The sequence below is a fragment of the Methanomassiliicoccales archaeon LGM-DZ1 genome (assembly GCA_030168595.1).
In the GTDB taxonomy this organism is placed as follows: domain Archaea; phylum Thermoplasmatota; class Thermoplasmata; order Methanomassiliicoccales; family Methanomethylophilaceae; genus Methanomethylophilus.
In genome coordinates, this window is sequence record CP115556.1 from 1,508,253 (window position 1) to 1,533,514 (window position 25,262).

At 60.3% G+C, this 25,262-nt stretch carries 25 protein-coding genes and 1 tRNA gene; 18 read left to right on the plus strand and 8 right to left on the minus strand.

The window, feature by feature from the left end:
* The first annotated feature begins 36 nt into the window (after positions 1-36).
* Together O8W32_07570 and O8W32_07575 are read left to right on the plus strand one after the other, a co-directional pair.
* Complete coding sequence (locus O8W32_07570; protein WII09020.1) at positions 37-1,185, plus strand: iron ABC transporter permease; 1,149 nt, start codon at positions 37-39, stop codon at positions 1,183-1,185.
* A complete protein-coding gene (locus O8W32_07575; GenBank protein WII09021.1) occupies positions 1,182-1,961 on the plus strand; it encodes an ABC transporter ATP-binding protein in 780 nt (259 codons plus the stop codon). The genes O8W32_07570 and O8W32_07575 overlap by 4 nt, the downstream gene beginning before the upstream one ends.
* Positions 1,962-2,108: 147 nt before the next feature.
* Here the strand turns inward: O8W32_07575 and O8W32_07580 are convergent, their stop codons facing one another.
* Positions 2,109-3,326, minus strand: a complete 1,218-nt coding sequence (locus O8W32_07580; GenBank protein WII09022.1) for a metalloregulator ArsR/SmtB family transcription factor — start codon at positions 3,324-3,326, stop codon at positions 2,109-2,111.
* 128 nt (positions 3,327-3,454) lie between these two features.
* Between O8W32_07580 and O8W32_07585 the strand changes: the two genes are divergently transcribed.
* The 5 genes from O8W32_07585 to O8W32_07605 are packed head-to-tail and all read left to right on the plus strand — an operon-like array spanning position 3,455 to position 8,126.
* Positions 3,455-4,822: an ABC transporter substrate-binding protein gene (locus O8W32_07585; protein WII09023.1), complete on the plus strand. Its 1,368-nt coding sequence runs from the start codon at positions 3,455-3,457 to the stop codon at positions 4,820-4,822.
* A 47-nt stretch (positions 4,823-4,869) separates the two neighbouring features.
* Positions 4,870-5,595, plus strand: coding sequence for a class I SAM-dependent methyltransferase (locus O8W32_07590; protein ID WII09024.1), 726 nt, complete (start codon positions 4,870-4,872; stop codon positions 5,593-5,595).
* Between the two features lie 52 nt (positions 5,596-5,647).
* Positions 5,648-6,691, plus strand: a complete 1,044-nt coding sequence (locus tag O8W32_07595) for an iron ABC transporter permease (protein WII09025.1) — start codon at positions 5,648-5,650, stop codon at positions 6,689-6,691.
* Between the two features lie 4 nt (positions 6,692-6,695).
* On the plus strand, positions 6,696-7,475 hold the full coding sequence (locus tag O8W32_07600) for an ABC transporter ATP-binding protein (protein ID WII09026.1): 780 nt from the start codon (positions 6,696-6,698) through the stop codon (positions 7,473-7,475).
* 57 nt (positions 7,476-7,532) lie between these two features.
* Entirely contained in the window at positions 7,533-8,126 is a 594-nt protein-coding gene (locus tag O8W32_07605) for a tetratricopeptide repeat protein (protein ID WII09027.1), read from the plus strand.
* Between the two features lie 14 nt (positions 8,127-8,140).
* Here O8W32_07605 and O8W32_07610 read toward each other — a convergent pair whose 3' ends face one another.
* Both O8W32_07610 and O8W32_07615 read right to left on the minus strand, forming a co-directional pair.
* On the minus strand, positions 8,141-9,439 hold the full coding sequence (locus tag O8W32_07610) for a putative DNA binding domain-containing protein (GenBank protein WII09028.1): 1,299 nt from the start codon (positions 9,437-9,439) through the stop codon (positions 8,141-8,143).
* A gap of 180 nt (positions 9,440-9,619) precedes the next feature.
* A complete protein-coding gene (locus O8W32_07615) occupies positions 9,620-9,964 on the minus strand; it encodes a type II toxin-antitoxin system PemK/MazF family toxin (GenBank protein ID WII09029.1) in 345 nt (114 codons plus the stop codon).
* Between the two features lie 738 nt (positions 9,965-10,702).
* Between O8W32_07615 and O8W32_07620 the strand changes: the two genes are divergently transcribed.
* Both O8W32_07620 and O8W32_07625 read left to right on the plus strand, forming a co-directional pair.
* The gene (locus tag O8W32_07620) at positions 10,703-11,053 is read left to right on the plus strand and encodes a hypothetical protein (GenBank protein ID WII09030.1); all 351 of its coding nucleotides are present in this window, start codon (positions 10,703-10,705) and stop codon (positions 11,051-11,053) included.
* Positions 11,044-11,754, plus strand: coding sequence for a hypothetical protein (locus tag O8W32_07625; GenBank protein WII09031.1), 711 nt, complete (start codon positions 11,044-11,046; stop codon positions 11,752-11,754). Before O8W32_07620 ends, O8W32_07625 begins: the two co-directional genes overlap by 10 nt.
* Here O8W32_07625 and O8W32_07630 read toward each other — a convergent pair.
* Both O8W32_07630 and O8W32_07635 read right to left on the minus strand, forming a co-directional pair.
* Positions 11,723-11,995 carry a hypothetical protein gene (locus O8W32_07630; GenBank protein WII09032.1) on the minus strand — a complete coding sequence of 91 codons (273 nt, stop codon included), beginning with the start codon at positions 11,993-11,995 and terminating at the stop codon, positions 11,723-11,725. The two genes, O8W32_07625 and O8W32_07630, sit on opposite strands and share 32 nt — an antisense overlap.
* A gap of 188 nt (positions 11,996-12,183) precedes the next feature.
* Positions 12,184-12,270, minus strand: a tRNA-Ser gene (locus tag O8W32_07635).
* Positions 12,271-12,587: 317 nt separating this feature from the next.
* Here O8W32_07635 and O8W32_07640 point away from each other — a divergent pair.
* Positions 12,588-13,613 (plus strand): transposase, encoded by a 1,026-nt coding sequence (locus O8W32_07640; GenBank protein WII09033.1) that lies wholly within the window; start codon positions 12,588-12,590, stop codon positions 13,611-13,613.
* Positions 13,614-13,636: 23 nt separating this feature from the next.
* On the opposite strand, the gene O8W32_07645 is transcribed toward O8W32_07640, so the two are convergent.
* Complete coding sequence (locus tag O8W32_07645; GenBank protein ID WII09034.1) at positions 13,637-14,404, minus strand: carbon-nitrogen hydrolase family protein; 768 nt, start codon at positions 14,402-14,404, stop codon at positions 13,637-13,639.
* A 110-nt stretch (positions 14,405-14,514) separates the two neighbouring features.
* Here O8W32_07645 and O8W32_07650 point away from each other — a divergent pair, with 110 nt between their 5' ends.
* Both O8W32_07650 and O8W32_07655 read left to right on the plus strand, forming a co-directional pair.
* Positions 14,515-15,297, plus strand: coding sequence for an NAD+ synthase (locus tag O8W32_07650; GenBank protein ID WII09035.1), 783 nt, complete (start codon positions 14,515-14,517; stop codon positions 15,295-15,297).
* The gene (locus O8W32_07655; GenBank protein ID WII09036.1) at positions 15,294-15,695 is read left to right on the plus strand and encodes a hypothetical protein; all 402 of its coding nucleotides are present in this window, start codon (positions 15,294-15,296) and stop codon (positions 15,693-15,695) included. The genes O8W32_07650 and O8W32_07655 overlap by 4 nt, the downstream gene beginning before the upstream one ends.
* An 11-nt stretch (positions 15,696-15,706) precedes the next feature.
* On the opposite strand, the gene O8W32_07660 is transcribed toward O8W32_07655, so the two are convergent.
* Both O8W32_07660 and O8W32_07665 read right to left on the minus strand, forming a co-directional pair.
* Entirely contained in the window at positions 15,707-16,312 is a 606-nt protein-coding gene (locus O8W32_07660) for a transposase (protein WII09037.1), read from the minus strand.
* A gap of 24 nt (positions 16,313-16,336) precedes the next feature.
* Positions 16,337-16,909, minus strand: a complete 573-nt coding sequence (locus tag O8W32_07665; protein WII09038.1) for a hypothetical protein — start codon at positions 16,907-16,909, stop codon at positions 16,337-16,339.
* 243 nt (positions 16,910-17,152) lie between these two features.
* On the opposite strand from O8W32_07665, the gene O8W32_07670 reads away from it, so the two are divergent.
* From O8W32_07670 to O8W32_07695, 6 genes are all read left to right on the plus strand, one after another.
* Complete coding sequence (locus O8W32_07670) at positions 17,153-17,803, plus strand: InlB B-repeat-containing protein (protein ID WII09039.1); 651 nt, start codon at positions 17,153-17,155, stop codon at positions 17,801-17,803.
* 24 nt (positions 17,804-17,827) lie between these two features.
* Positions 17,828-20,701 carry a carboxypeptidase-like regulatory domain-containing protein gene (locus O8W32_07675; protein WII09040.1) on the plus strand — a complete coding sequence of 958 codons (2,874 nt, stop codon included), beginning with the start codon at positions 17,828-17,830 and terminating at the stop codon, positions 20,699-20,701.
* Positions 20,702-20,738: 37 nt separating this feature from the next.
* Positions 20,739-21,584: a hypothetical protein gene (locus tag O8W32_07680; GenBank protein ID WII09041.1), complete on the plus strand. Its 846-nt coding sequence runs from the start codon at positions 20,739-20,741 to the stop codon at positions 21,582-21,584.
* Positions 21,581-22,948 carry an AAA family ATPase gene (locus O8W32_07685; protein WII09042.1) on the plus strand — a complete coding sequence of 456 codons (1,368 nt, stop codon included), beginning with the start codon at positions 21,581-21,583 and terminating at the stop codon, positions 22,946-22,948. The genes O8W32_07680 and O8W32_07685 overlap by 4 nt, the downstream gene beginning before the upstream one ends.
* An 87-nt stretch (positions 22,949-23,035) precedes the next feature.
* A complete protein-coding gene (gene cbiD, locus O8W32_07690) occupies positions 23,036-24,184 on the plus strand; it encodes a cobalt-precorrin-5B (C(1))-methyltransferase CbiD (protein ID WII09043.1) in 1,149 nt (382 codons plus the stop codon).
* Positions 24,181-25,218 (plus strand): cobalamin biosynthesis protein, encoded by a 1,038-nt coding sequence (locus O8W32_07695; GenBank protein WII09044.1) that lies wholly within the window; start codon positions 24,181-24,183, stop codon positions 25,216-25,218. The genes cbiD and O8W32_07695 overlap by 4 nt, the downstream gene beginning before the upstream one ends.
* Positions 25,219-25,262 lie beyond the last annotated feature (44 nt).

Below are 25,262 nucleotides of genomic sequence, written 5' to 3' on the forward strand. Positions count from 1 at the left end.
AAGGCCGGCGGACCGGAACCTGCGGCGTGATCCAATATGGCAGGAAGTGTTGAAACAGACCCTCTGATCGGCGATATTGTCCGCGAATCCATCCTTTCGTGGGATGATGCGGGGCCGGACAAGAAGAAGGAGCAGGTGCTGGACGGCTACCGCCGTTATTATGCCAGGCGGTGGATCTTCATATCGGCATGCGCCGCCGCGCTCATCGTCCTCTCCGGAGTATCGCTCACCATCGGGGATTACAAGATAGATTTCTTCAGATGCTTCTCCGTCGTATGGGAACACATCACGGGGAACGTCGGTACCTCTGAGGAGGCCAGGCTCCAGGATTATGTCATTTGGAACCTGAGGCTGACGACCGTATGCGGCGGCATAATCGCCGGAGTGGCCCTGTCGATATGCGGGGTCGCCATGCAGAGCATCCTCAAGAACCCCCTGGCGGACCCGTATACGACCGGGGTCTCGTCGGGAGCAGGTTTCGGTGCGACGCTGGCCATAGTCGCCGGATCATCCGTGGTCACCGACCAGTATGCTGTCGTCGGCAATGCGTTCATCTTCGCACTGGTGCCTACGGCGGTGATCCTCGCAGTCGCGAAAATCAAGAATTCGTCGCCGGCGACGATGATAATGGCGGGCGTCGCCGTGATGTACGTGTTCAATGCGCTGTCCACGATCATCAAACTGTGGGGAGACCCGAACTCCCTGTCGGCAATCCTGGAATGGCAGGTCGGATCCATCGGAGGCATATCGTGGAAGAACCTGACGCTCATGTTCTTCGCCACGGTGATAGGCCTGATCATAATCCAGTCCCTGGCCAGGGAACTCAACGTCCTGGCGACGGGCGAGGACAGCGCCAAGGCCCTGGGCCTGGACGTGGAAAGGCTCAGGAACCTGACCATGATCGTGGTGGCGCTGTTGGCGGCGGCCATCGTCAGCTTCACCGGTCTCATCGGTTTCGTCGGGCTCATAGCCCCGCATGCGGCCCGGATAATCATCGGAGCGGACAATAGGTATCTCGTGCCTGCATCCGCTCTCCTCGGTGCAGTCGTGCTGATCTCCGCAGAAATCGTCGGGAAGACCCTGATGTCCCCGTCCGTCATCCCGGTAGGGGTGATAACCTCGCTCCTGGGAGGCCCGATATTCCTCTGGCTCCTGCTTCGGCGCAAATCGGAGGTGTGGGGATGAAGCTGGAGATCAAAGGCATGTCGTACAGGTATTCAGGCGGCAGCTCGGTTCTCAGAGACATAGATCTGGAACTGATCGGTCCGGAGCTCGTCTGCATAATCGGACCCAACGGCGTCGGGAAATCCACCCTCGTGAAATGCATCAACCGCCTCGTGAGGCCCGGAGAGGGAACGGTCCTCCTGGACGGTGTAGATGTATCGTCATATTCCCGCAAGGACCTGGCCATGAGGATAGGGTACGTTCCGCCGGACTCGAGGGACATGTTCTCGATACCTGTCCTCGATGCCATCATGATCGGCAGGCACAACATCCAAGGATGGAGGAACACAGAGGCTGATGTGGATGCTGTCTACGGGATAATGAAACTACTGGGAATCGAAGACCTGGCTATGAGGAATTTCAACAGGCTCTCCTCGGGGCAGCGTCAGATGGTGAGCATAGCCAGGGGACTGGCCATGGATACGCCGGTTCTCATCCTGGACGAGCCGACCTCCAATCTTGATGTGCGTTATCAAGTGTATGTGACCGAGATGCTCAGAGGCATAGCCGAGAAGAAGGACAGGCTTATCATCATGATAAGCCACGATCTCAATATCGCGGCTAAGTATGCCGATGAGGTCGTCGTCATGTCAGAGCCCGGTATCGTGTACGCGCACGGCAGTCCGAAGGAAGTCATCACAAGGCAGACCGTCCGCGATGTCTATGGGGTGGACTGCGAGATCGAGGACCATTCGGGCATTCCGCATGCGGTCCTCGGTTCCGTTCTCAGGAAATGACCCTCTCGCGCCGATCATTCTATTTTGATGTACCAGATTCCGCCCCGAACCACGTAGGCGGGGTCGCAGATACTTCCTCGACAGGATCATCAACGGCAGGGGAGAGTTCAGCTGCGGGCAGCCGACGATGGCGGACTTCTGATGAAGTCAGGCCGAAGTTCGCTCCGGAGCCCGCCTGTCCTTCTTCTCGCGGATGACCTCGCACATCTCCACAATGTGCCTGATGCACTGTCTGTCCGACAGGCGGTAGAGAGTCTCCTTGCCGCTCTTCTCCGCTTCCACCACGCCGGCGTCCTTCAGGAACCGGAGATTATGGGAAGTTAGCGATTGGGAGCACCCTGATACTTCGGCCAATTGGCTGACGTTCAGCCTCCCCGCCATCAGAGCCGAGATCATGCGCATGCGCTTCTCGTCCGACATGGCCTTCAGCACGAGCATGATGTTCTTCTCGAAGGCATCCGCGTAGCCATGGATGCCCAGGACGTCGCCGGTGTCGATTATGGGATAATTGGTAGCGTCCTCCAGCGGGCTGACATTCCCGGCGGGCGACTTGGCGCTGATGACGAAGTTCGACGGCAGCTCCGTAAGGCCGTTGTGCGTGAGGACGGAATACGGCTGGCTGTCCAGCGATCTCACGCGGATGTCCGTCATCCCTATCCCCATGAAGGCGGAAACATCCCACGCCGGCCTTCTGGCACGGCTCATGGGGAGGTCCTTGGCGATGTCGCGGATGATGTTGAAGTCCACATGGTCCACGTTGGTCTCCGCATGCAGGCCGTCGTTCATCCCGTGCTTGGTCATCTCCATGTACCGCGAGCGCCGGCGGTAATCTTCGTCATAAAGGTCGAGGTAATAGTTGCCGTCTATCACCACTATGCTCCCTCCCGGAAGCAGGAGCTCTTTCCATGCCGAGTACGCGCCGGCCGGGTCGGTCAGGTTCCAGACCGTGTTGCGCGATACCGCCAGGTCGAAGGAGCCCTTCTTCAGAGGAGGGTCCTGGACGTCACCGAGGACGAAATCGATGTCGACCCCTGCCGCGGCGGCGTTCTCGCGGGCGCAGTCCAGCATTTCCGGGGAATTGTCTACGGCGGTCACCTCATGCCCTCTGAGGGCCAGCTGGATAGCGGTCAGCCCGGCGCCTGTTCCCATGTCGGCGACCCTGAGGCGGCGGTCGAGGTTGACGGAGCTGCCGATGATGCGGAGGATGCGGTCGTTCTCGCGCTCAAGGGATACGCGGGTGGCGCGGCTGTACCCTTCAGCGCGCATGTCCCAGTATCTGCGTATCCTCTCCTCCAGGGAGCCCTCGCACAGATGCTGGCCGCAGGCGTCGCTGTCCTCCGGAACGGCCATCTGATCAGATTCCATTTCTGTTGGAACTATAATCCAATCCATATAAATGAATATTCATTCATATGAAAACGGCCGCGCAGGATAGGTTTAAATCGGGACATGGGCAAGCAATCACTATTGGATGTATATTCCAAGTGATTGAAATGGACAATAAAATAATCGGAGCGATCGCCGTCGTGGCGATCCTCATAGCGGCGGGCGCGGCAGCCGTTGTTCTGATCAAGGACGACGGCGACGATAATGTCGCCGACAGCAACAGCATGGTCGGCCGCCTGACCGTTTTCGGAAACGCCAACAACGACGATTACATCAACAGCGATGACGTCGACGAGGTCAAAGCGATCCTCGCGGGCGAGAAGGAGCCGGTATACTTCAGCTGTTACAAGGAGTACAAGGGCAGCGTTGCCAAAAGGTCCTTCGCGGACGCCAATGCGGACGGGACGATCGATGAGACCGACCTGCAGCTGATCCAGGACATGGTCGACCGCAAGGAGGGCATGAAGATCTACTTCTACGATGTGGATGGGGTCATCAGCTCCTGCACCTATCCACTCACCACGGCGGCCGTCGGATACAAGAGCAACTACGAGTCGCTCAAGATCATCGGCGCGGTGGACACCGTCAAGTACATCTGCAACCAGGTCGGAGATAACGGAGCATACCACAAGTGGTATGCCGATTTCGACAATGATAACACGGAATGCTTCGGCAGCCGCTTCACTCCCGACTATGAGGTCATGAAGGACGATTCTCCGAGCTACATCCTTTCCGGCACCAGGGCCTGGTTCGATTCCAACATGGAGAGCACCGTGGCCCCCCTGGGGTGCGACGTGGTCCGCCTCCCGTTCTGGGAGGACAACCAGACCGTGCCTGCGATCATCACCCTCGGATACCTGACCGGCCACGAGGATAACGCCTACGCCTACGCTGAGAAGGCGGACGCGGTCTACAAGACCATCGAGAACGAGCTTTCCGGAGTTGAGCTCAAGGACAGGCCGCTGGTGTTCGCATCCTACAACGGCACCAGCATCTCGACCATGCATAACGGTATCCAAGAGCTCGTCACCCTGGCGGGCGGAAGGACGCCCATCGATGCCGGGTATACGAGCGGCAGCATTGACCTCGAGGAGGTCGCCGACAACATGAATCCCGACTGGATCGTCCTGGATACCTACTTCGGATTCCTCGAAACCTACACGACGCTCGAGGAGACCAAGAACAAGGAGGTCGATCAGCTCACCAATACCGACAACAAGTATGTCCAGGCCATCGACCACACCCAGGCCTACAAGAACGGCAATGTCCTGTTCCTGACCCAGGGCGTCTACATGGGGCCCGCCAGCTACATCTCGTGCGCGTACCTGGCCAACCATCTGTATCCGGACAGGTTCAGCTTCGACGTCGACGCGATGTTCGCCGACTACGTCTCGTCCTACCACTCCGACTACAGCGCCTCGGACTTCGCCGGCATCGAGTACTTCGACCTGGAGACCCTGAAAACCTACCTCTGAACGGGCAGGGAGGGGCTATGCCCCTCCCTGATGGTCATTGAGATAAAATGCAGCTTTCCGAAGATATCTGCAGATACTGGGACATGAGGAGCGACGGGTTCTCCGATGCCGTCCTCCATGAACTGGGCACCCGCGGAGAGGAGGTCTCCCGCGAAGTGGCGGGCAGGCTGGGGGTCGTTCCCGGCTCGCGCGTCCTGGATGTCGGATGCGGCCCCGGGTTCCTGTCGATCCTCCTCGCTCAGAGGGGCGCCTCGGTCACCGGGATAGATATGTCCGAGATGATGGTGCGCCGTGCCCGGGAGAATGCCGGTAACTTCGGCCTCGACATAGATTTCAGAGTGATGGACGCCCAGAAGATGGATTTCCGGGAAGGGAGTTTCGACGCAGCGGTCTCGCGGAGCGTGATGTGGGGCCTGACCGAGCCGGAAAGGGCATATTCCGAGATGGTCCGCGTCCTGAAGGCCGGCGGCCGCGGATACGTGTCGGACGGCAACTTCTACCGCCGGCTTTTCGATCCGCGTTATGAGTTCGTGCGGGGAGAGGATGCCTCCGGGCATGAGCGCTTCAACCGCGGCGGCGTAGACTTCGGCATCATGGAGAGGATCGCGGAAGACCTTCCGCTGAGCCGCGCCGACCGTCCGCAATGGGATTTCGGCGCATTGTGCCAGCTGGATGTTTCCGACATCGACGTCCGGATCTTCAGGAGGCCGAACGTCTCCGGCGTCCGGACGATCGCAGGATTCAGCGCAGTGTTTTCAAAAGGAGGGAACTGAGATCGAACCGACCGCAGAATCCGTCCTCCCGGCAGGCGAAGATTCCGCCGAGATGGAATCAGATTATCGTTTCTATATCCTGAAGAAGATCGCTTTCATCGGCATATGCATCGCCCTGATGGTCCTGGTGACAGGTTACGCGGTCACCGTGGGCTCATCGCATATCAGCATGGCGGATGTGTACCGCGACATCTGGTATCACGTGTTCGATCCGGACAGATGCGACGAGATGACGGACTGGGCTGTGTTCACCATCAGGCTTCCGCGCATCATGACCGGGCTGGTGGCAGGCATGTCGCTGGGAGTATCGGGCGCCGCCATGCAGAGCATGATGAAGAACCCGCTGGCCGATCCGTATACCACCGGGATATCGTCGGGTGCTTCTTTCGGCGCTACCCTGGCGATCGCCATGGGTATCACGGTCGCCGGCTTCGGCGGTTCCGTGGGGCTAGTCATCACCGCGTTCGTGTTCGCGCTGATCCCGGCGGCGGTGATCATCCTGGTGTCCTCGCTGAGGAACACCTCGGCCGCCACTATGATCCTGGCCGGTATCGCCGTCATGTATCTGTTCAACGCCTGCACCACGATAATCAAGCTCAGCATCTCCGAGCAGTCGCTCTCAGCGGTCTACCAATGGTCCATCGGCGACCTGAGCGGGTCCACCTGGACATCGTTCGACGTGATCCTCGCGTTCACGGTCGTGGGGACCGCTGTTCTGATGGCGATGTCGAAGAAACTGAACATCCTCATCACCGGCGACAAGAACGCCACCGCTCTTGGCCTCGATGCCCATAAGCTGAGGATCGTGCTGCTCCTGGTGATCTCCCTGATGGCCGCCTCGGTGGTCTGCTTCACCGGTATCATCGGCTTCATCGGCCTGGTGGCTCCCCACATAGTGAGGATCTTCCTCGGATCCGACAACCGCTACCTGATACCCGCGTCGGCGGCTTTCGGCGCCGTCCTGCTGATGGTTGCAGACCTTATATCGAGGACGATCATCGCCCCCACGTTCCTGCCGGTCGGAGTGATAACTGCGTTCATTGGATGCCCGCTGTTCCTGTACCTGCTCATCAAGCAGAGGAAATCGATGTGGTGATGCCATGAAGGTAGACCTCAGAGAACTGGAGTTCGGGTACGATCCGAAGGACCCCGTCCTGAAGGGGATATCATATGTCCTCGACAGGCCGGAGTTCGTCTGCATCATGGGCCCCAACGGCGTCGGGAAGTCGACCCTGATACACTGTATCAACAAGATCCTCAGGCCGACAGGCGGGGCAGTGTTCGTCAATGACATGGACGTTTCGAAGACCAAGCTTCGTGACCTGTCCTCACATATGGGATATGTTCCCGCGTCGAGCGAGGACTCCTTCCCGCTGACTGTCGTCGACACGGTCATGGTGGGCCTGCAGAACGATTATAAGTTCGGCGGGAACAAGGACGACCTGAAGAAGGTCCATGATGTCCTCAAGCTGCTGAAGATTGAACATCTGGCTATGCGCGATTTCAACGAACTCTCCGCCGGGCAACACCAGAAGGTGGTGCTTGCGAGGGGCCTGGTCAGGTCCCCGGAGATCGTCCTCCTGGACGAACCAACTTCCAACCTCGACATCAAGCATCAGATCGAGGTCACGAAGGTCCTGAGCAGGCTTCCGAAGGAAAAGGGGATGCTGGTCATCATGATCAGCCACGACATCAACATCACAGCGAAGTTCGCCGATCGGATAATCATGCTCCACGACGGGAAGATCTTCGCAGTAGGCACTCCCGAAGAGGTTCTGACGAAAGAGAACATAAGGACCGTCTACGGGGTCGACGCGGACATCATCCAGGTGCGCGGGAGGCCTCACGTGGTGCTGAACGATTCGATCGACGATGAATGAGCTCCCGGCGGCCGAGCTCCTGAACCCTTCAAATACGCCTGCTCCAATCCTCTCTCCATGTTCGGCCGCAAACCCAAATCTCCTGCGGACAAGGTCTTCAAAGAGGCATGCGAGCTCTACAAGAAGTGCGACTACAGCAAGGCGGCCGAGCTCTACCGCCAGGCCGCCGACCTCGGCAGCGCCGAGGCCATGTCGGACATGGGCCTGCTGTACTATCTGGGGCAGGGGGTCCCGCAGGTGAAGCAGTACGCCATAGAGTGGTGGACCAAGGCGGCCGAGGCGGGGGAGATGAAGGCGCAGCACAACCTCGGCACCGCTTACGCCTCGGGGGAGGGCGTGAAGCAGGATTTCGAGACCGCCAGGAAATGGTACGAGAAGTCTGCCGCCCAGGGCTACTACAAGAGCCAGTACTCCCTGTACCACATCTACGCCGAGGGGCTCGGCGTGCCGGTCGACACCGTGAAGGCGGCATCGTACCTCCGCCAGGCCGCCGACCAGATGTACCCCAAGGCCGAGAAGGAGCTGGGCCTGCTGTACATCTCCGGCGAGGGCGTCGAGGCCAGCCAGCGGGAGGCCGTGCGGTGGCTGAAGAGGGCCGCCAACCACGGGGACGAGTCCGCATTGGACGTTCTGAAGGAGATCAAGGACTGATTCCGGGTTCGGGATCAGTCGCCTTCAGGCTTCTTGGCCCGGGCCGTTCCTTCTGTCCCCGTCGGCATGTACCTGGTGCTTTTCCCAGCGCCGTATTTCGTTATCCTGCCCTGCTGCGAAAGCTCTCTGATCTTCGCGACCGCTTCATTCCTGCTCATGCCGAGAGTATCCTGCAGCTCCTGACGCGTGAACGTGCTGTGAGTCATCAGGAAACTGTCTGTCCTGTCCAGATACGATCCGATCGCCGGCAGGGTTATGGTGAATATCGAGGATCCGGATTTCACGGAAGGGGTCAGGCCGAACGGCATGTACTTGTCCATGATCCTGGGAAGCCCGGTGCCGAATGATTCTATCAATTCGAGCCTGTACATCACGTTGGCGAGGTTTCTGTTCCTCAGCGACGATACTCCGCTGAACAGATCGCTTTCCGTATAGTATGTGTAAAGCTCGCCCGGTGACACGATCGTCAGGCAATCCGGGTAGATGCTGATCAGTATCGTTCCTTCGCGGCTGTAGTCCCGGTGGACGACAGCGTTGAGAACAGCCTCCCTTACTGCAGCTTCAGGGAACTGCAGCGTGTCCTGGCGGTAGATGCCTGCAATGGTCGAGACCGTTCTGTTGTGGTCCATGATGTATTTTATGGCCTTTTCTGCCTGTTCCAGAGCGGATCCGTCTGCAATCTCACGATCGATGAACCTTGACTTGTGGTGGTCCGGGTAGGAGGCCATTTTTATGGGCTGGTCGAACTGATCGGAAAGGATGAATGCCAGATTGGTGTACTTGCCTCCCCTGACCATATGAAGGGCCTCCATGCGGTCCGCATCTAGTTCCAACTTCTTCTCTCCGGACACTTTCTTCAGGTAATCGAACGTGAGGTCCTGGCGCAGGGAGATCAGTTCACCGTACCGGGATGAGTACTCTTTATGCTCCAGGTGGCGGAACAGTCCCTCGCCGGTAGGCACGGTGAACGTCCCCACCCTCACGTAAATGCCGTTCTGGCTCATGTTCTTCCCGCAGAGACGGTAAGGTTTGCAGGCTCCCTCGCTCACATCGACCGATACGACGTCTTTATCGTCTATGCTCTCGATGCTGATCCTGCTCGCGGCGGAGATGTCCGGCATTATCATGCCGGCCATTTCCCGGGCGCATTTACTGCGCACTTTTTCCGGATCGGGCAGTCCGGCGGCCGTTCCGCCGCTGTCGATCCCAATGACAATCCTTCCTCCGGAGCCGTTGCTGAACGCGACCGCGGTCTTCAGCACTTCGATAGAATATTCCCGTTCCAAATCTGTCGATAGGTCTTCCTGCAACATGTCCCAGCTTCTGTTCTCTATCGGTTCCGATTGGACGAGTCCCGCAGGCCTCGGTCCGGAGCCCGGTATATTCCTGCGGACTGTGCGAGCTCCTGTTCTCAGCTTTCGATCCGTATTCGAATTATTCGAATTATACGTATCACGAATCAGACGAATGCATGAAGCACAGTCTGTTGATCCTTACCTCATCGCCGCGATGCACTTCGAGATGTCCTCATGGGACAGTTCGCCGAGCTTCTGCACGAAAGCGTCCGCGCCGGCTTCGGAGGGCTTCTTCACCTTCACCGCCGAGGGGCGGTCCTGCCCCGCGCGGGCAGGGTCGGAGAGCCTCGCGTCCAGGCCCCCGGACGCCGACGCGGGGACGAGCTCGTAGACCGTCCACGTCATCCCGTTCCGCTTCCCGACCACCACCGGGCGCCTCTTCTTCTCCGAACCCGGGAAGGCGGCGTCCGCCAGCCACACCTCCCACTGCCTCGGGGGGCTGCGGCGGGACTGCCCCGGGTTGGGCTTGTAATTGATCTTCATAATTCGGAGACCGCCGTGTCGGTTCATATCGGTTGCGATGGATGTCCGTGCGTTCAGGATGTCCCAGAGCATCGGCTGAGAAACCGAACTGCGGAAGATGCATCCGCACCTTTCTATCCGGGATTCGTTCAGAAAGGTCATCATCACCATGGACGGTGGGAAGAGACGTTATGATGAGGACGGGATCGAAAGGATAGGGCTCACAGAATTCCTGATGGATCCCGAAAGCGTCCGAATATGTTACGGATAATTTGCACATGTAACATTTTCTCGGAGTTCATCGGATGCCGGCGGGGTATGCGGAACAACTTCCCGGCATATGCCTTCCATTCGGGAGACTGCTCAATGTGCCAGGAGGGGCTGCGGCGGGATTGCACCGGATCTAGCCTGCAATCGATCTTCACGGATAAGGTGCCGCCGTGTCGGTTCATATCGGCCGCGAAGAGCGGAACTGGGTCCGATACATCCCGGGGCCCGGTATCTCCCTCTGTTTTTCCTTATTAGTATCTGTGCGCGTACGTGAGCAGCGAAGTGTCTGTACTTATGCCTGGCATATCTGTACAGAGAAGTTCTAGCTCTCTTCTGCCCGACTAAAATATTTATCAAACCCGAAGGTTGGGAACTCAAACCATGGCGGAGTTCATCATCTTCTTCATGCTCCTTTTCTACGCCCCTTACGCCCTGTTCCAGATCTACCTGATGTTCTCTTCCGTCATTTACGACAGCAGGTAGCCGTTCGTGAAGGAGAAGCCCCTGCCCGAGGCCAACGACGTCATAGTCGCGATAACCACCAACGGGATGGCCACGGACGTTGTCGAGAAGATCATACGCAAAGTGCGCAGCTACAATCTGGTCTCGGAGATCTTCGTCATCAAGGAGGCCCGCGACACCTTCAGATACTCATGCAGGGAGATCGTGGTGCCCGCGGAATACGTCTGCAAAGGGAAGTCCCGCAACAAGATGCGCGCGATGCAGTACGGTATCGAGGCGCTTCATGCGATGGGATACGGAAGGGGGGGGGGAAGAAGACTTACATCTGCCACCTGGATGACGACAGCGTCGTCGACAAGCCCTACCTCATGTACGTGAAGTACTACCTCAGGGCCGAAGGTGCGCAGGGATGCATACGCCTGAGGGCCTTCGGAAGGCATCTGTTCTCATCCCTTTCGGACCTCATCAGGATCTCCAACTGCGAGGCCTGGTGCAAGTTTTGCAACTCGAGGGGCACGCCGATGTTCGTCCATGGGGAGGGCATAGTGATACGGGCCGACGTTGAGTACGACATCGGATGGGACTACGGGACCTACGGGGCGGAGGACCTTCTGATGGGCCTGAACATCTCCAAGAAGTACCATTTCTCGCTCATACCCATCGGCAACATCTACATAGCGCCGCCCACCTCCACGAAGGATTATTACAAGCAGCGCAGGAGATGGTTCTGGTCGATCCTGAACAACGACGGCAAGATCAGGAAGCTGAGCCCCAGCACTTACCTGTTCTACATCTACATGTACATAAACGGGGTGCTGGGACTCATCATGCTGCTGGCGTTCCCGTTCATCCTCATGTTCACGGAGTTCAGCGGCCTGATGATCGCCGTATCCGTCCTGAACGTGGCCAGTTTCTACGCCTATTATCAGTTCGGGGCTTCGTACATGCATTCCCTGCCCGTATCCGTGCTGATGTTCATCCTGCAGGTCCCGGTGGCGTTCTATGACGGCCTGACGACGATATACGCGCTTGTGAAGAGGCCGGATTTCACGACCTTCGAGACCATAAAGAAGGTCTGAATCGTTTCTTTTCCGCATCGGAGTCCAGAACTGGGTCCAGGGGGTCGTACATCCTGTTGCGCATGATCAGCAGGTATGAGATCGCCGTGATGCCCGCGATTATGCTGAGCACCGTGAGCAGCAGGACGGCGAGGCCGAAATCCTCTAGGATGTTCCTGCTGACGAAGTATGATATGGCTGCGGAAACTACGAGCATCATCGTGAAGACGACGATCACGGCGCGCCCGAAGAGATCGCTCATGGCGCCGCCATCTCGCATCCATGTAATTAAACCATCCATCCCGGAACCGCAGACCCAGGCACGGCCGGCATAGGTATCTCCGAGAGCATCGGCGCAGATCCCCTTCAGGATATGCCGCGATCGGCAGGAGCAGGCATCTGCAACGGAGCATGACGCCGTGCTGCGCAGAGATGATGGATTAAAAACAATGGCGCCGAGAGGGAGATTTGAACTCCCGAGGGTATGCACCCACAAGCTTTCCAGGCTTGCGTCTTACCGGGCTGGGCTATCTCGGCCTCGTCCGCTCGTATCTGGTGCTTGATTAAAAAGGTTTGCGCGCTTTGGGCCTCATTGAAACCCTCTTCGATTTTTTCTTGATCCTGCGAGGCAGGGCAATCCGGGAGCGGGGATTCTTGGCATGCCGGGCAGTCAGCATCCGTCTCCGAGGCCGCTGTCCGGCTGAATTCATTGTATTTCTTTTTTGCGATAAACATAAATATATTATGTTTGGAGGACATATGGCGTAAGGGCAAAGAGCCAGACATTGGAGAACAGAGGAACGCCCCCTGTGAGTTGCGAACATAGAGGGGGCGGCCACCCGGAAGCGATTCGGATGACGAACGAAGATAGCGCTGACAGCATAGTTAATGGTATTGTGCCCCGCGGGAACCGCGGGGCCAACAGGGGGATGAGATATTCGAGGATGCCGGCCCGCGGCGACGCCGCCAGGGAGTTCGGCGAGACGGTCATGGCGGCCCTGGAGGCCGCCGGGGTGCCGGAACGCTCCTCGAAGTACAGCAACCGCATCTACTCGGACCGCCAGAAGCTGGCGGTCCTGGCCTTCATGGTCTGGTGCGGGATCGGGTACGGAGCGGTCCGCAGCGCCCTCGGCATGTACCGGGGCCTCCTGGAGGGTATCGGCCTGGAGCGCATCCCTGACGGCTCGACCCTGTGCAAGTTCCTGAAACGGACGGAGAAGAGCGTCCTGGAGACGGCGGTGAGGGCCTTCGCGGCCGCCGCGGACAGCCGCGCGATCGTGGCGGTCGACAGCACCGGCCTGTCCGATTTCGACCGGTCCGCCCATTACGAGAAGCGCCTGGACGACTTCGGGGCCAAGCGCAGCAGGTCGTTCACGAAGCTGTCGCTGGCGGTGGACACGGCGACGAGGATCGTCCTGAGCGCGTCGGCCTCCGCCGACGGGCACAGGAACGACACGACGTTCATGCCGGGGCACATCGCGGACCTGGCGCAATCGGGCATCAGGGTGATCTGGGTCACAGCGGACAAGGCCTACGATTCCTCGGACAACCACCGGCGCATACGGATAGAGCTGGGCGCCAGGGCGGCCATACCGGTCCGCCGCGGCGCTCCCGGCCGCGGCACGGCCGTCCACGGCCCGTACAGGCGCATGATGGAAGAGGCGCTGTCCGATCCGGACAGCGCCGAGAGCATGGTTTACAGGCGCAGAGCGATCGTCGAATCGACCAACTTCATGATCAAGAGGGCCGCCGGCCCTTCGGTATCGGCCAGGATACCGGCCTGCAAGGAAGGCCAGGCGATCCTCAAGGTGATCGCCTTCAACGTCCTGAGGGTCATCAGGCTGGGACGTGCGGAAAAGTTGCGGAGAGGGTTTCAATGAGACCCGCGCTTTGGGCGGGATTCTCACGGTATCCAGTGGATATCGTCCCTGAGGTCCCTGAGCTGGGGCCTCTCGCTGCGCGCGTGCTCCACGACGCTGCCGTCGGCGTAGGTGATGAGGACCTGCTGGTCCGCCCCGGCCTTGGCGATCTCGTCGCCCAGGGGGCTGTAGAGCGCCGAGCCGCCGAAGAACGGGTTGCCGTCGGCGAACTGCCCGCAGCTGTTGCAGAACACGGTGTAGACGGTGTTCTCCAGGGACCTGGCGGGCAGGATGGTCTCCATAGCCTTCCTGGATCTCTCGCTGGACGCCGAGATCACGATCACCATCTCCGCGCCGTGGACGGCGTAGAACCTGTGGATCTCGGGGAAGAACACGTCGTAGCAGATCTCGAACCCGATCTTCATCCCTTTGAAGGTCACCATGAGCGGGGCGCTGCCCCTCTCGAACCTGCTTTCGTCGTACGGGCCGAAATTGGCCGTGTACAGCTTGTCGTAGCGGTAGGTCTCGTTGGGGGTGATGAACAGCAGGGAATCGGTGACGCCGTTGTACCACTGCATGGGCGTCCCGAGCACGGCGGCGCAGTCGCGGTTGTTGCAGATCACCTGCAGCCGGTTGACCGCGGTCTCGGCATCCTCGCTGTCGAAGGAATCGTATCCGTAGCCTGTGAGGTACAGTTCCGGGAAGACGTAGAGGTCGGCCTGGTTCTGCATGATCGTGCCCTCGACCAGCCTGAGGTTCTCCTCCGGGGAGCCTCCTCCGGCCATCTGGCATATCGCGATCCTTATTCCCATGGAGAAGAATCTGGGTCATCGTTTATAAAGGAACCGCAGGAATGACGCATTTCCGCGGTGTACCGCGCGCGACGATTAATTAAATTAAGTTCCACCGCTATCAGCGCGCCATGGAGTACAAGGGGCTGAAGAAGGCGACTCTGGAGGATGCGGAGAGGATAGAGGCGTTCATCAGGGACGCCGTGAAGAGGGCCGGGGCCGAAGGCGCGGTCCTCGGCATATCCGGAGGGGTCGATTCCGCTGTCGTGGCTAAGCTCTGCGCCGATGCCCTGGGAGGGGACAGGGTCCTGTGCGTGTTCATGCCCACTGCCTCCACTCCGGGGGAGGACTACAGGCAGACCCGCTCCATGTGCAGGGAGTGGGGGATCCGCTACAACGCCATCAGCATCCAGCCGGCCGTGGACGTCTTCTCCGGCATGCTCCTGACCGGGAAGGAGGCCCCCCTCGAGAAGGGGAACATCATGGCCCGCTGCCGGATGATCGTCCTCTACGACAAGGCGAAGAAGGAGAACTCCCTGGTGGTCGGGACCACCAACAGGAGCGAACTCCTGATGGGCTACATGACGAAGTACGGCGACGGCGCCGAGGACATCATCCCCATGTACCGCCTCTACAAGACCCAGGTGTGGGAGATGGCCGAGGTCCTCGGCGTTCCGGACGAGATCGTCCGCAAGGTCCCCACCGCCGGGCTGTGGGAAGGGCAGACCGACGAGGACGAGATGGGCATAAGCTACAAGTCGCTGGACCTCGCCCTGAACGTCTTCGAGCAGGGCGGGTCCGCCGAGGACATGGCCTCGGCCGCCGGGATACCGGCCGGCAAGGCGCAGGAGCTCATATCCCAGATAAGGTCCATGGAGCACAAGCGCTCCCTGCCCGGGGTGCCTCCGGAATGAGCCGGGGGCCTGAGCCGACCGTTTACTGCCCCCGCTGCGGGAAGGAGGTCGTCACCCGCAGGGAGGCGTTCCCGAGGATGGTCGCCACCGCCGGGACGGGGTGGGCTGTCCTGGTCTTCCTGATCTGGTTCGTCTCAGGCAGCGCGGTCATGACGGCCGCCGCCGGGGTATTCTCGCTGCTCATGCTGTCCGCGGTGGTCATCGTTGCCGGCTCCGCGCTGGTGAAGTCGTGCCCGTTCTGCGGCATGACCGAGCCGGAGATGAAGCGCGCGGCAGACAGAACGGAGTCCAGGAAGACTGTGAAGAAGCGCCGATCGGGGATCCAGCGGATCTCGTTGCCTGCGGTTCGATTTTCACGGTTTTCAAATCCATTCACGACTGTGTTGAATAAGTCTTGACCCCCCATGTCTCAAGCCTTCAGCATAATCTCCCGATGGATGTCGTACAGCGAATACCGGTACTGCATCGTAAGACACATCCTGTCGAAAAGCCTGTTTGCTATGCGGTCGCTGTACAGTTTCTTGAACGCCGAGAAGAACGCTTCCACATGCCAGCGCGAGTTGTAACCGGTGATCCTATGTGCCAGCTTCTTCCCGAAGTGCCTGTCCAAATCCTTAAGCGCCTCGCGTCTGGGGAGCGTGTCGCAATCTTCGAATTTTTCCTTCAGATTGGGGCAGAATGCTATTTCCGCCTCATCCATGAACTCCCAGTTCGCCACGGTATCGTACGCGCTGTCCGCCGACACCCATTTCAGACGCACGCCGGTCCGAAGCGCCCCCGATACCAGGGGGGCCATCATCCGGGCATCGCCGGGTTTCTCCATGGTAGTGGCGAAGGCCACCACCTTTTTGGTGCGGAGGTCGACCATCGCGTGCTGTTTGATGAACCTCCGGTTGTTCGTCAGCCAGATATGTTCCAGATATATCCCGGGACCGGATATTCCTTCCCCGGAACCGTCGACGGCGGCGAAGATGTTCTCTCCGCCGACGGCCGATTTCAGAACCTTGACCTCCATGGATTCCCTTATCTTCTCCGCTTCCTAGTCCCTTTCCGCCTGGATATCGGCTTCGGCCTGCGAGGTCGGTATCATCCGGGGGGCTTTGTACTCCGGAAAGATGCCCGAACATATGATCCTGAGAGGGTCGAATTCTTCCCTGATCCCTCTGCCGGCCAGTATCACCGTCGCTTCGGAGATGACCTTCAGTCCGAATCCGCCCTTTTCGAACTTCAGCTGGGATTTGTGCAGGGTCGCATAGTTCGGTTCGGGGAGGCCCCGGGACTCCAGCAGGACGCTGGTCCTGCTGATGGTACGGCGGTAGCTTCTTTCGCCGTCCTCCTTGAGATATGAGAGATACAGTATCAGCGACGGCGGATATTCGTAAGGACGTCCGATCTTTCCGGGCGGATTCAGTATCTCCAGTTCCGCCGCCACCCGCTCCGGCTTAAGCCAGGTGTCCAAAATGCGGCCTTCCTTCAGGACCGCCTTGTCCAAGGCGGTCCAATGTCCTTTTCTGGTATCGTATTTCACTCCGAGCGCGTCGGCGTTCTTGCTGCGTTCGGGGTTTTTGCCCCCGCTCTTTTTATCCTTCCTCTCCCTTCTGCAACCTGTCATGAAAATGACACCCCTGGGAGGAGTGTCAAGCGTCGAAACTTGAGGCACCCCTCCCTACTTCTTTTCAACAACCTGCTGTCTGGCTATGCTGTTTTAAGCGATTTTCCTTATGCGTTTTATATATAAATATATGCGTAAAAACTAAATATTAAAACAATGAATAAAAACATACATTCAGGCCTAGAACAGACAAAAACCGACTCTCATTCAAAGAAAACGGAAGACGGACGGGCCGGATCTCCTTTGCCCGACTTATTCAACACAGTCGTGTCCGGCGGCGAGACGGTCAGGTTCGATGCCGTCTGGACCCCGATCAGCTACACAATAGTCTACGATGCCAACGGAGGAACGGCCGACCCGCCTGTGGACAGCAGCGTCTACATTGTGGGCGACCAGATATCCCTGGCCGACAGTTCCGTCCTCGGAAAGATGGGCAACAAGTCGGCGGTCGGCTGGTCCCTGGAGCGCGGCGACAGCAACTCCGCCATATCGGTGACGAAGTTCACCGAGGGGCTGGCGTCCAATGCGGATGCGGGAGGGATAATCACCTTCTACGCCGTATGGAAGGCCGGCCAGTGCAGAGTGAGCCTGGACCTGTCCGGGGTCTCCGTCTCCGGCGCCCCCTCCGACTGGACGGTCGCTGACGGAGTCTACACCAAGACGGTCGACGGCTCATCGGACCTGAAGGAGATACTTTCCGACTGGGACGGGGCATCCCTGTCCAAGGACGGGTACCACTTCGAGGGCTGGAACCGCACCAGCGGCACGGTGAACTCGGACATAGTGATATCCCCGGAGTTCGAGAAGGTCGACCAGAGCCTGATCTGGGTGCTGGCCGGCGTGCTGGCAGTGTTCGTGTGCGCGGCGGTAATCGTCGCGAGGATGAGGTCCTGAGGTGTGATGCAGATGCAGAACCATATGTCAGCAGCATGGAAGCGCGCGGCCGTTGCGGCCGCGGTCGTCATCGCATCGGCGGCCTTGGCCCTGGCGCTCTTCCCGGCGGAGGGATCGGAGGCGGCCGCCGTAGGCGGGCTGTCAGTCGATGTCTACGACCAGGACTCGGAGGACTATGGGTCCCTCGCCTACATGAACGAGAAGCTGCCAAGGTCGCTGGAGCCCGAGGAGTGGACGTTATCCGATCAGGGGTTCTGGTACGGCCTGTCATCCGGTTCCTCGGCGGGCAGCATCCTCACCTACTCTGAGACCGGCGCATCCCTGTCGGACATCAGGGGGGACATACGCGCCCGCCTGGGTCTCGGAAGCTCCGACGGGTTCGCGATCCTCCAGGTAATGTTCACATCGTCGTACGGAGCATCCGCGACAGTAGCCGTCGAGAAGGACGGGGTGCAGACGGAGATCTCAGGCAGTGACCGTGCCTCCGTGACCGTCGGCGGGGGGATACCCCTGTCTACTGCCATGCAGCATGCATGCATATTCACGGTCGGTTCATCGGAGAGCTGCGATATCCGCACAGGCTCGGTCTCCGGCACCTATTCCGCAGAAGTGGAGTCCGGAGGATATTCGATCTCGGCCCAGACATTCTTCGCGAGGGACTTCGTCAAAGTATCGGGGACCGTCGCCGATGCCTCCGGGAGCGCGATCGAAGGCGCATCCGTTTCCTACGCATCGGCCGGGGGAAGGACCGATACCGGCACCGTCAGCACAGCATCGGACGGATCCTTCTCGTTCAGAGTGCCGAAGGGATCGACGGTATCTCTGACCTCAGTGTCCTGCAGCGGGTACACGTTCCCATACATCCCGCAGCCCGGCACGGCGATCTCGGACACTGCGCTTCCCGAGGTGCGCGCTTCCGAGAAGACCCTCTGGGTCACTGTCTCGGATGCAGGGGGCGTTCCGGCGGCAGGCGTGGAAATCAATGCCGTATGGCTCATACAGAACGCGTCCTCCGACGACCCGTCGATGTACGACAAGTCGGCCGTATCCGGCATGTGCTCTGTGATATCCGCCACCGACAGCTCCGGCAGGGCCGGGATATCGTACACCGTCCCGAAGGGGGATACGGTGTACCTTTATGTCCGCGCCGTGAGCGGAAGCATCTATACTTTCCAGGCCAACGACGGCGACGGAGGGATCCTCGACGGCCTTCCGAAGACTGAGGGCAGCCCGTTCCCGTCGAGCCTTCTCGAGGGGAACGTTCTGTGGTCGCCTTCGTCCTCCGCAGAGATTGCCCTGACCGCCGTTGAGTCGTCTGTATCCGTCTCCGCGGAATCTTCCAACGGACGCCCTCTCAGGGATGCGACGGTATCGGCTGTCTGGTACTATCAGACGGGGAGCGGCAGCCCGTATGCGATAACCGATGATCCATCAACCATATCGACTGCCATCGCCGCCGGCCATGCCGCCGCTGTCGGGCCGACCGGCGCCGGCGGCCTGACCTCGGTGGTCTACAAGGTCCCGAGCGGCCTGCCGTCAGGATGCGCAGCATACCTCGTCATCTCGTTCGCCGGGTTCACGGCCGGGTCCCCCAGGGACGTGTACTCGTTCTCGGTCGCCGACATAAAAGCTGCTGACTCCTCGCCGTCCGGCATACCCGACCTGGCCTCCGGGAAGAACGGCACCGCCGTCCTCTCCGGGACCTTCACAGGGGTCGCATTGGCATCGGATGATGCGGCATACAAATGCTCCGGCACCCTCGCCGGCACCATGCCGCAGGGAGCATCCGCAGCCGTATCGTACGGGGCATCGCAGTCCAGCATGGCGGACCTCATCGTTCCGGCGTCCGACGGCACCTTCTCCTTCTATGTGAAGGCCGGAACGTCGGCGACCGTCACCTGGGCAACCGTCGATGGGTATGCTTTCAGCAACGACCGTTTCACGACGGCTGCCGCCTTCGCGGACTTCACGTATTCCTCAGAGGTGTCCGCGGTCCCCTCGTCCTTCGAGAGGGCGGTCCCCTCAGCCATCGGAGCGTACACGGTCTCGGGGCTCCCGTCCGGAGCAGAGGCCCTGTTCGCTTACACTGTCTCAGGCGCCGGCCACAGGGCTTCCTTCACCTCCGACGGCGGCAGCCTGCGGTTCAGCATCCTGGGATGGGAGGGCGATGCGGTGACCGGCCTGTCCGTCTCCTCCGAAGGGTACTATATGTCGGCCTCGGGGGCGGATTACACTGCGCATGCGATAGTGAAGAAGCAGATCGTGACCTACGCCTCACAAGGCGGTGCCCTGACGAGGAACAACACCGTACCGAACATCTCGCTGACCGTCTACTGCGACGGAACCCAGTATGCCAAGGTCAGCACCGGGTCGGACGGCAGGGCCACCGCCAGCCTGCCCCTGACCGCCGGCCTGAAGTACGTCTACGGGGATTACACGGTGACGGACCGGGTGTCCGAGGCCTCCGACCCGTTCGACGGGTTCCTTTCCGTGAACCTGTACGGGCTGGTGGACACCGAGACGAGCGTGGTCGTGCATGCCAGGTTCATGGCGGTGACGGCCGCAACCGAAGACCAGGCCCCGACATCCGTGGACCTGATTCCGGTGCAGGAGATAAGCGCGAAGACCGGGTCGGAGATACGCCTTGAGGCCCCCGACATGACCGGCTTCAGGTTCAGCGGCTGGATGCTGGACGGCAGCCTGGTCGGGACGGATGCGGTATGCACCCTGCCTGTGACCGCCGACATGGACGGCAAGGCCGTCGTGGCCGCGTACAGCGCAGAGCCTGAGGACAGCGGCAGCGGGATAGACCCGGCGGCCCTTGCCGTCGGGATGCTGGGAGTAGTGATCGCGGTGCTGGCACTTGCTTTCGTGCTCCTCCAGACCAGGAGGGTATGATCATGACGGCTGCAGACCGCGCAACGGAGGCGGAGATATGCTGAAGATACTTGGAACGAGCAGGGTAGACGACTTCAACAGGGTCGTCCTCGAGAACGGCGTGATGGATGCATTGGACATAACTCCGGGAGACAGCGTCCTGCTGTACCGGAGGGAGAACGAGAGCGGAGTGGGCTTATACAAATCGGAGGGGGCGGTCACCACAGACGAGCGCGACTGCCCGAGAAGGAACCATCTCAACGGCCTCCCTGTTGCCTTCAGGGCGGCGTTAGCCGTCTGCCTGGTCCTCGCCACCGCGGCCACAGCGTTCGCGGCGGCTGCCTTCTCAGACCTGTCCGATCCCCTGTTCATAGCCGTTGTGATCATGTGGGCCGTGACGGCCGCGCTGACCGTGTCCGCCATATCGCTGTCCAAGACGGTGGACAGGTACTATGAGTCCCAGGGATTCGCGACCGCCGGCAACCCGTACGTCAGGGACCGCCAGGTCGGCTTCTCGAAGCTCACCGGCGACGGGTACATCTACAGCGGGGAGATCTACATCAACAGCCTGTTCGGCTCCAACCCCTTCGAGGTGGAGGTCAATCTGAGCCTGAAAGACGGCCGCACCCTGCCTATCCTCACGGTCTGCTCCAAGTCCGTCCCGGGGTACAGCGTCTACAAGTTCAGGTTCAAGGAGACCTCGCTGTACGACGGGAGGTTCGATGTTACTATCTCTTATCAGTTCAGCGGGAAGAAGGCGGTCCTCGACGCCAAGTTCGATCTCATCATCGACGACAGCGGGAAGACGGTCATCTCCGACGGGCCTATCGACGCTGAAATGATATTCGATCCGCAGGATGTGCCCGCCTCAGAGGAGGTCCGGACCGAGGAGAGCGGAGCATGAGCGCTGACGTGAAGGAAGCGATCTCCAACAACCTCCTGCTCTACGGGCCCCCGGGCACAGGCAAGACGTACAACGTCGTCAACTACGCCGTGGCCATCATCGAAGGCAGGCCCCTGAAGGACGTCATCGCCGGCGGCTACGACCTGGCACTGAGGAAGTACGACCGGTACACGAAGATCAGGAGGATCGACTTCATGACCTTCCACCAGTCCCTCAGTTACGACGACTTCATCGAGGGGATTAGGCCTGAGGTCCGCGACGACGGGTCGCTCATCTACTCGCCGGTCCCCGGAGTGTTCTATTCCTTCTGCCACGATTCCAAGAAACCGGTGCATGTCGGGGACGGCGTGCCCAAGGACCTGCTGTCCGCCGATCCGGACGCCGCTGTATGGGCGGTGTCCCCAGGAGGGTTTGGTGCCAATCCGGCCAGGGAGAAGGCACTCTCGGACGGCAGCCTTCCGGCCGGATGCCTTCCGAAAGGGATAAGGCCGGGGGACATCGTCATCTCCATGTTCTCTCGCGGCTCGTCCGATGCAGTGGGGATCGTGAAGGATGTAGCCGGCACCGCTGCCTCCGTCGAATGGGCGATCGTGAGGGAGCAGGGCCCGCTGTGCGGCATCGAATCCGATGCACCGGCCCGGCTGAGCTGCACTGCCTCGGATTTCCTCGCCTCCATGGAGAAGGAGTACCCGGTCTTCGAGGACACGGGGAACTGCGTCTTCATCATCGACGAGATAAACAGAGGCAACATCTCGAGGATCTTCGGAGAGCTGATCACTCTGCTCGAATCCTCGAGGAGGCAGGGCATGCCCGAGTGCCTCGAGGTCTTCCTCCCCCAGCTGAAGGTCAAGTTCTCAGTTCCGCAGAAGGTGTACGTGCTCGGAACCATGAACACCGCGGACAGGTCCCTGACCGCGCTCGACACCGCTCTCAGGAGGAGGTTCCAGTTCGTCGAGATGATGCCGGACCCGGACGTGCTAAAGGGCATGAGGATCATGGACGTGGACCTCTCCCGGCTGCTGAGGACCATCAACAAGCGCATCGAGGCCCTGTACGACAGGGAGCATACGCTGGGTCATGCTTATTTCATACACATCAGGAACATGGATGACCTGGCCAAGGTGTTTACCAAGAACATCATCCCCCTCCTGCAGGAGTACTTCTTCGACGATTACGAGAAGATGTGCTGGGTCCTCGGCCATGCGGCGGACCCGAGAAAATGCGATTTCATAAAGCCCAGGAAGCGCACTAACTTCCAGATGATGTTCAACCTCCCGGACGTCTATGATATCGTCTCGAACCCGAGCGTCTACCGCGACCCCGAGTCATACATCGCCATCTACCGCGGAGAGGACGACAGCTGACCCCGGCGGACACCGAATCAATCCAACAATCGGCGGTCTGCGAATAAGATTAATGGGCCGGACCGATACCCTCAGCGGAGGCCGTCAATGGAACCTATCGGCGAGGAACAGGCGTTCGTGTACGTGGAGGGCAGGAAGCTCAGAAGAGGCTATACGACCGGAACATCGGCCGCGGCGGCGGCAGGCGCTGCCGCACGCCTGCTCCTCACCGGCGCTGCCCCGCCCTACATGCGCATACTGACGCCGAAGGGGATAGACGTGGCCGTCGAGGTGGTCTCGGCAGAGGCGACCCAAGATTGTGCGCGTGCATCCGTCCGCAAGGACGGGGGCGACGACGCCGACGATACCAACGGGGCGGAGATCTGCGCCGAGGTCTCCCGCATCCCGGAGGGTTTCGAGGTCGACGGGGGCAGAGGTGTCGGGCGCGTCACCCGCAGGGGGCTGGACCAGCCCGAGGGGAACGCGGCCATCAACCATGTGCCGAGGCAGATGATCGCGGATGCGCTCAGGGATGCCGCGGCCGCCGCCGGCTACGGGGGCGGGCTGAAGGCGGTCATAACCGTGCCGGAGGGGGAGGCCATCGCCAGGAAGACGTTCAACCCCCGCCTGGGCATCGTCGGGGGCATATCGATCCTGGGGACGTCCGGGATCGTGGAGCCCATGAGCGAAACCGCGCTCCTCGGGTCCATAAAGGCGGAGATGAAGGTATTCATGGCCCAGGGCAGGAAATATCTGCTCACGGTGCCGGGGAACTACGGCAAGGATTTCGCCAAGGCATATCCCGGCCTGGAAGGGGACACGCCAGTCGAGTGCAGCAATTTCATAGGGGATTTCCTGGACATGGCTGTCGAGATGGGCGCCGAAGGGGTCCTCCTCGTGGGCAACCTGGGCAAGCTGGTGAAGGTCGCCGGCGGCATCATGAACACCCATTCCCGGAACGCGGACGCCAGGATGGAGATCCTCGCGTCCAATGCGGTCATGGCGGGCGCGGACGCGGAGACGGCGAAGCGCATCATGGGCTGCATATCCACCGACGATGCCCTGGAGGTCCTCGCGGAGAAAGGGCTCATCGGGCCCACCATGGACATCCTGATCCCCAAGATTGAGTTCCATATGCAGCACCGCGTCAGGGGCTCCATTGCGACGGCGGCTGTCGTTTTCTCGACCGAGTTCGGGATACTCGGGGAGACTACGTCCGCGAAGGCCCTGCTGGCCAAGGTGGAGGCGAAAGAATGAAAGCAAGCGTGATAGCGTTCAGCACCAAAGGCTGCGAAACTGCGAAGAAGGTCGCGGAGGCGTTCCCCGAAGGGGCCGCCGAAGTGTATGCGAAGACGTCCATGGACACTCTCGGAGTCCAAAAGGTAGAATGCAGCATGCACAAATGGACCGAGAATGCGTTCGCGGAGGACGACGTCATCGTCTTCGTGGGGGCGATCGGCATTGCCGTCAGGGAGATCGCTCCGTTCGTGAAGAGGAAGGACCTCGACCCCGCGGTCATCGGCATCGATGAGCTGGGACATTACTGCGTGCCTCTACTCTCGGGCCATATCGGGGGCGCGAACGGGTATGCTGTGGAGATCGCCAGGAAGGTCGGGGCCGTGCCGGTCGTGACCACCGCCACCGACATCAACGGGAAGATCTCCATCGATGCCTGGGCGGTGACCAACGGCCTAGACGTCCAGAACCTCGGCGCTATCAAGGACGTCTCGTCTGCGGTCCTCTCCGGATCCCCGGTCGGCCTCGTATCGGACATCCCCGTCGCCGGGGAGGTCCCTGAGGAGCTGTCCGGCGGGAAGGATGCGCCCGTGGGAGTCTACATCGGCTACGATACGTCCGCGAAGCCCTTCCCGGCCACGCTGAGGCTGGTTCCGAGGACCTGCGCCGTCGGCATCGGCTGCCGCCGCGGCACGCCCGAGGAGGCGATCGCCGCCGCGGTCGACGAAGCGTTCGCGAAGATCGGGCTCCCGAAGGAATCCGCCTGCGGGTTCGCCACCATCGACCTGAAGAAGGACGAGGAGGGCCTGATCTCTCTGGCCGGCAGGAGAGGGCTCCCCCTGGCCTGCTATACGGCGGAGGAACTGAAGGAGGTCCCCGGCGAGTTCTCATCCTCCGGGTTCGTGAAATCGGTCACCGGAGTGGACTGCGTCTGCGAGAGGTCGGCGGTGAGGCTCGCCGGCGGCGGGAAGCTCCTCCTGCGGAAGCAGGCCGGCAACGGGGTCACCGTCGCCATCGCCGAAAGGGGCATCTCGCCGTCTTTCGGGAAGCGCTGACGGGAGCCTCAATCAATCCAACCCAGGCTTCCGCGCGTTATCCT

What these genes read in the sequence shown, in the direction of transcription:
- O8W32_07570 (WII09020.1), top strand. Translation starts at nt 37, where the DNA reads ATGGCAGGAAGTGTTGAAACAGACCCTCTGATCGGCGATATTGTCCGC.
- O8W32_07575 (WII09021.1), top strand. Translation starts at nt 1,182, where the DNA reads ATGAAGCTGGAGATCAAAGGCATGTCGTACAGGTATTCAGGCGGCAGC.
- O8W32_07580 (WII09022.1), bottom strand. Translation starts at nt 3,326, where the DNA reads ATGGAATCTGATCAGATGGCCGTTCCGGAGGACAGCGACGCCTGCGGC.
- O8W32_07585 (WII09023.1), top strand. Translation starts at nt 3,455, where the DNA reads ATGGACAATAAAATAATCGGAGCGATCGCCGTCGTGGCGATCCTCATA.
- O8W32_07590 (WII09024.1), top strand. Translation starts at nt 4,870, where the DNA reads ATGCAGCTTTCCGAAGATATCTGCAGATACTGGGACATGAGGAGCGAC.
- O8W32_07595 (WII09025.1), top strand. Translation starts at nt 5,648, where the DNA reads ATGGAATCAGATTATCGTTTCTATATCCTGAAGAAGATCGCTTTCATC.
- O8W32_07600 (WII09026.1), top strand. Translation starts at nt 6,696, where the DNA reads ATGAAGGTAGACCTCAGAGAACTGGAGTTCGGGTACGATCCGAAGGAC.
- O8W32_07605 (WII09027.1), top strand. Translation starts at nt 7,533, where the DNA reads ATGTTCGGCCGCAAACCCAAATCTCCTGCGGACAAGGTCTTCAAAGAG.
- O8W32_07610 (WII09028.1), bottom strand. Translation starts at nt 9,439, where the DNA reads ATGTTGCAGGAAGACCTATCGACAGATTTGGAACGGGAATATTCTATC.
- O8W32_07615 (WII09029.1), bottom strand. Translation starts at nt 9,964, where the DNA reads ATGAAGATCAATTACAAGCCCAACCCGGGGCAGTCCCGCCGCAGCCCC.
- O8W32_07625 (WII09031.1), top strand. Translation starts at nt 11,044, where the DNA reads ATGTACGTGAAGTACTACCTCAGGGCCGAAGGTGCGCAGGGATGCATA.
- O8W32_07630 (WII09032.1), bottom strand. Translation starts at nt 11,995, where the DNA reads ATGAGCGATCTCTTCGGGCGCGCCGTGATCGTCGTCTTCACGATGATG.
- O8W32_07640 (WII09033.1), top strand. Translation starts at nt 12,588, where the DNA reads ATGACGAACGAAGATAGCGCTGACAGCATAGTTAATGGTATTGTGCCC.
- O8W32_07645 (WII09034.1), bottom strand. Translation starts at nt 14,404, where the DNA reads ATGGGAATAAGGATCGCGATATGCCAGATGGCCGGAGGAGGCTCCCCG.
- O8W32_07650 (WII09035.1), top strand. Translation starts at nt 14,515, where the DNA reads ATGGAGTACAAGGGGCTGAAGAAGGCGACTCTGGAGGATGCGGAGAGG.
- O8W32_07655 (WII09036.1), top strand. Translation starts at nt 15,294, where the DNA reads ATGAGCCGGGGGCCTGAGCCGACCGTTTACTGCCCCCGCTGCGGGAAG.
- O8W32_07660 (WII09037.1), bottom strand. Translation starts at nt 16,312, where the DNA reads ATGGAGGTCAAGGTTCTGAAATCGGCCGTCGGCGGAGAGAACATCTTC.
- O8W32_07665 (WII09038.1), bottom strand. Translation starts at nt 16,909, where the DNA reads ATGACAGGTTGCAGAAGGGAGAGGAAGGATAAAAAGAGCGGGGGCAAA.
- O8W32_07675 (WII09040.1), top strand. Translation starts at nt 17,828, where the DNA reads ATGTCAGCAGCATGGAAGCGCGCGGCCGTTGCGGCCGCGGTCGTCATC.
- O8W32_07680 (WII09041.1), top strand. Translation starts at nt 20,739, where the DNA reads ATGCTGAAGATACTTGGAACGAGCAGGGTAGACGACTTCAACAGGGTC.
- O8W32_07685 (WII09042.1), top strand. Translation starts at nt 21,581, where the DNA reads ATGAGCGCTGACGTGAAGGAAGCGATCTCCAACAACCTCCTGCTCTAC.
- cbiD (WII09043.1), top strand. Translation starts at nt 23,036, where the DNA reads ATGGAACCTATCGGCGAGGAACAGGCGTTCGTGTACGTGGAGGGCAGG.
- O8W32_07695 (WII09044.1), top strand. Translation starts at nt 24,181, where the DNA reads ATGAAAGCAAGCGTGATAGCGTTCAGCACCAAAGGCTGCGAAACTGCG.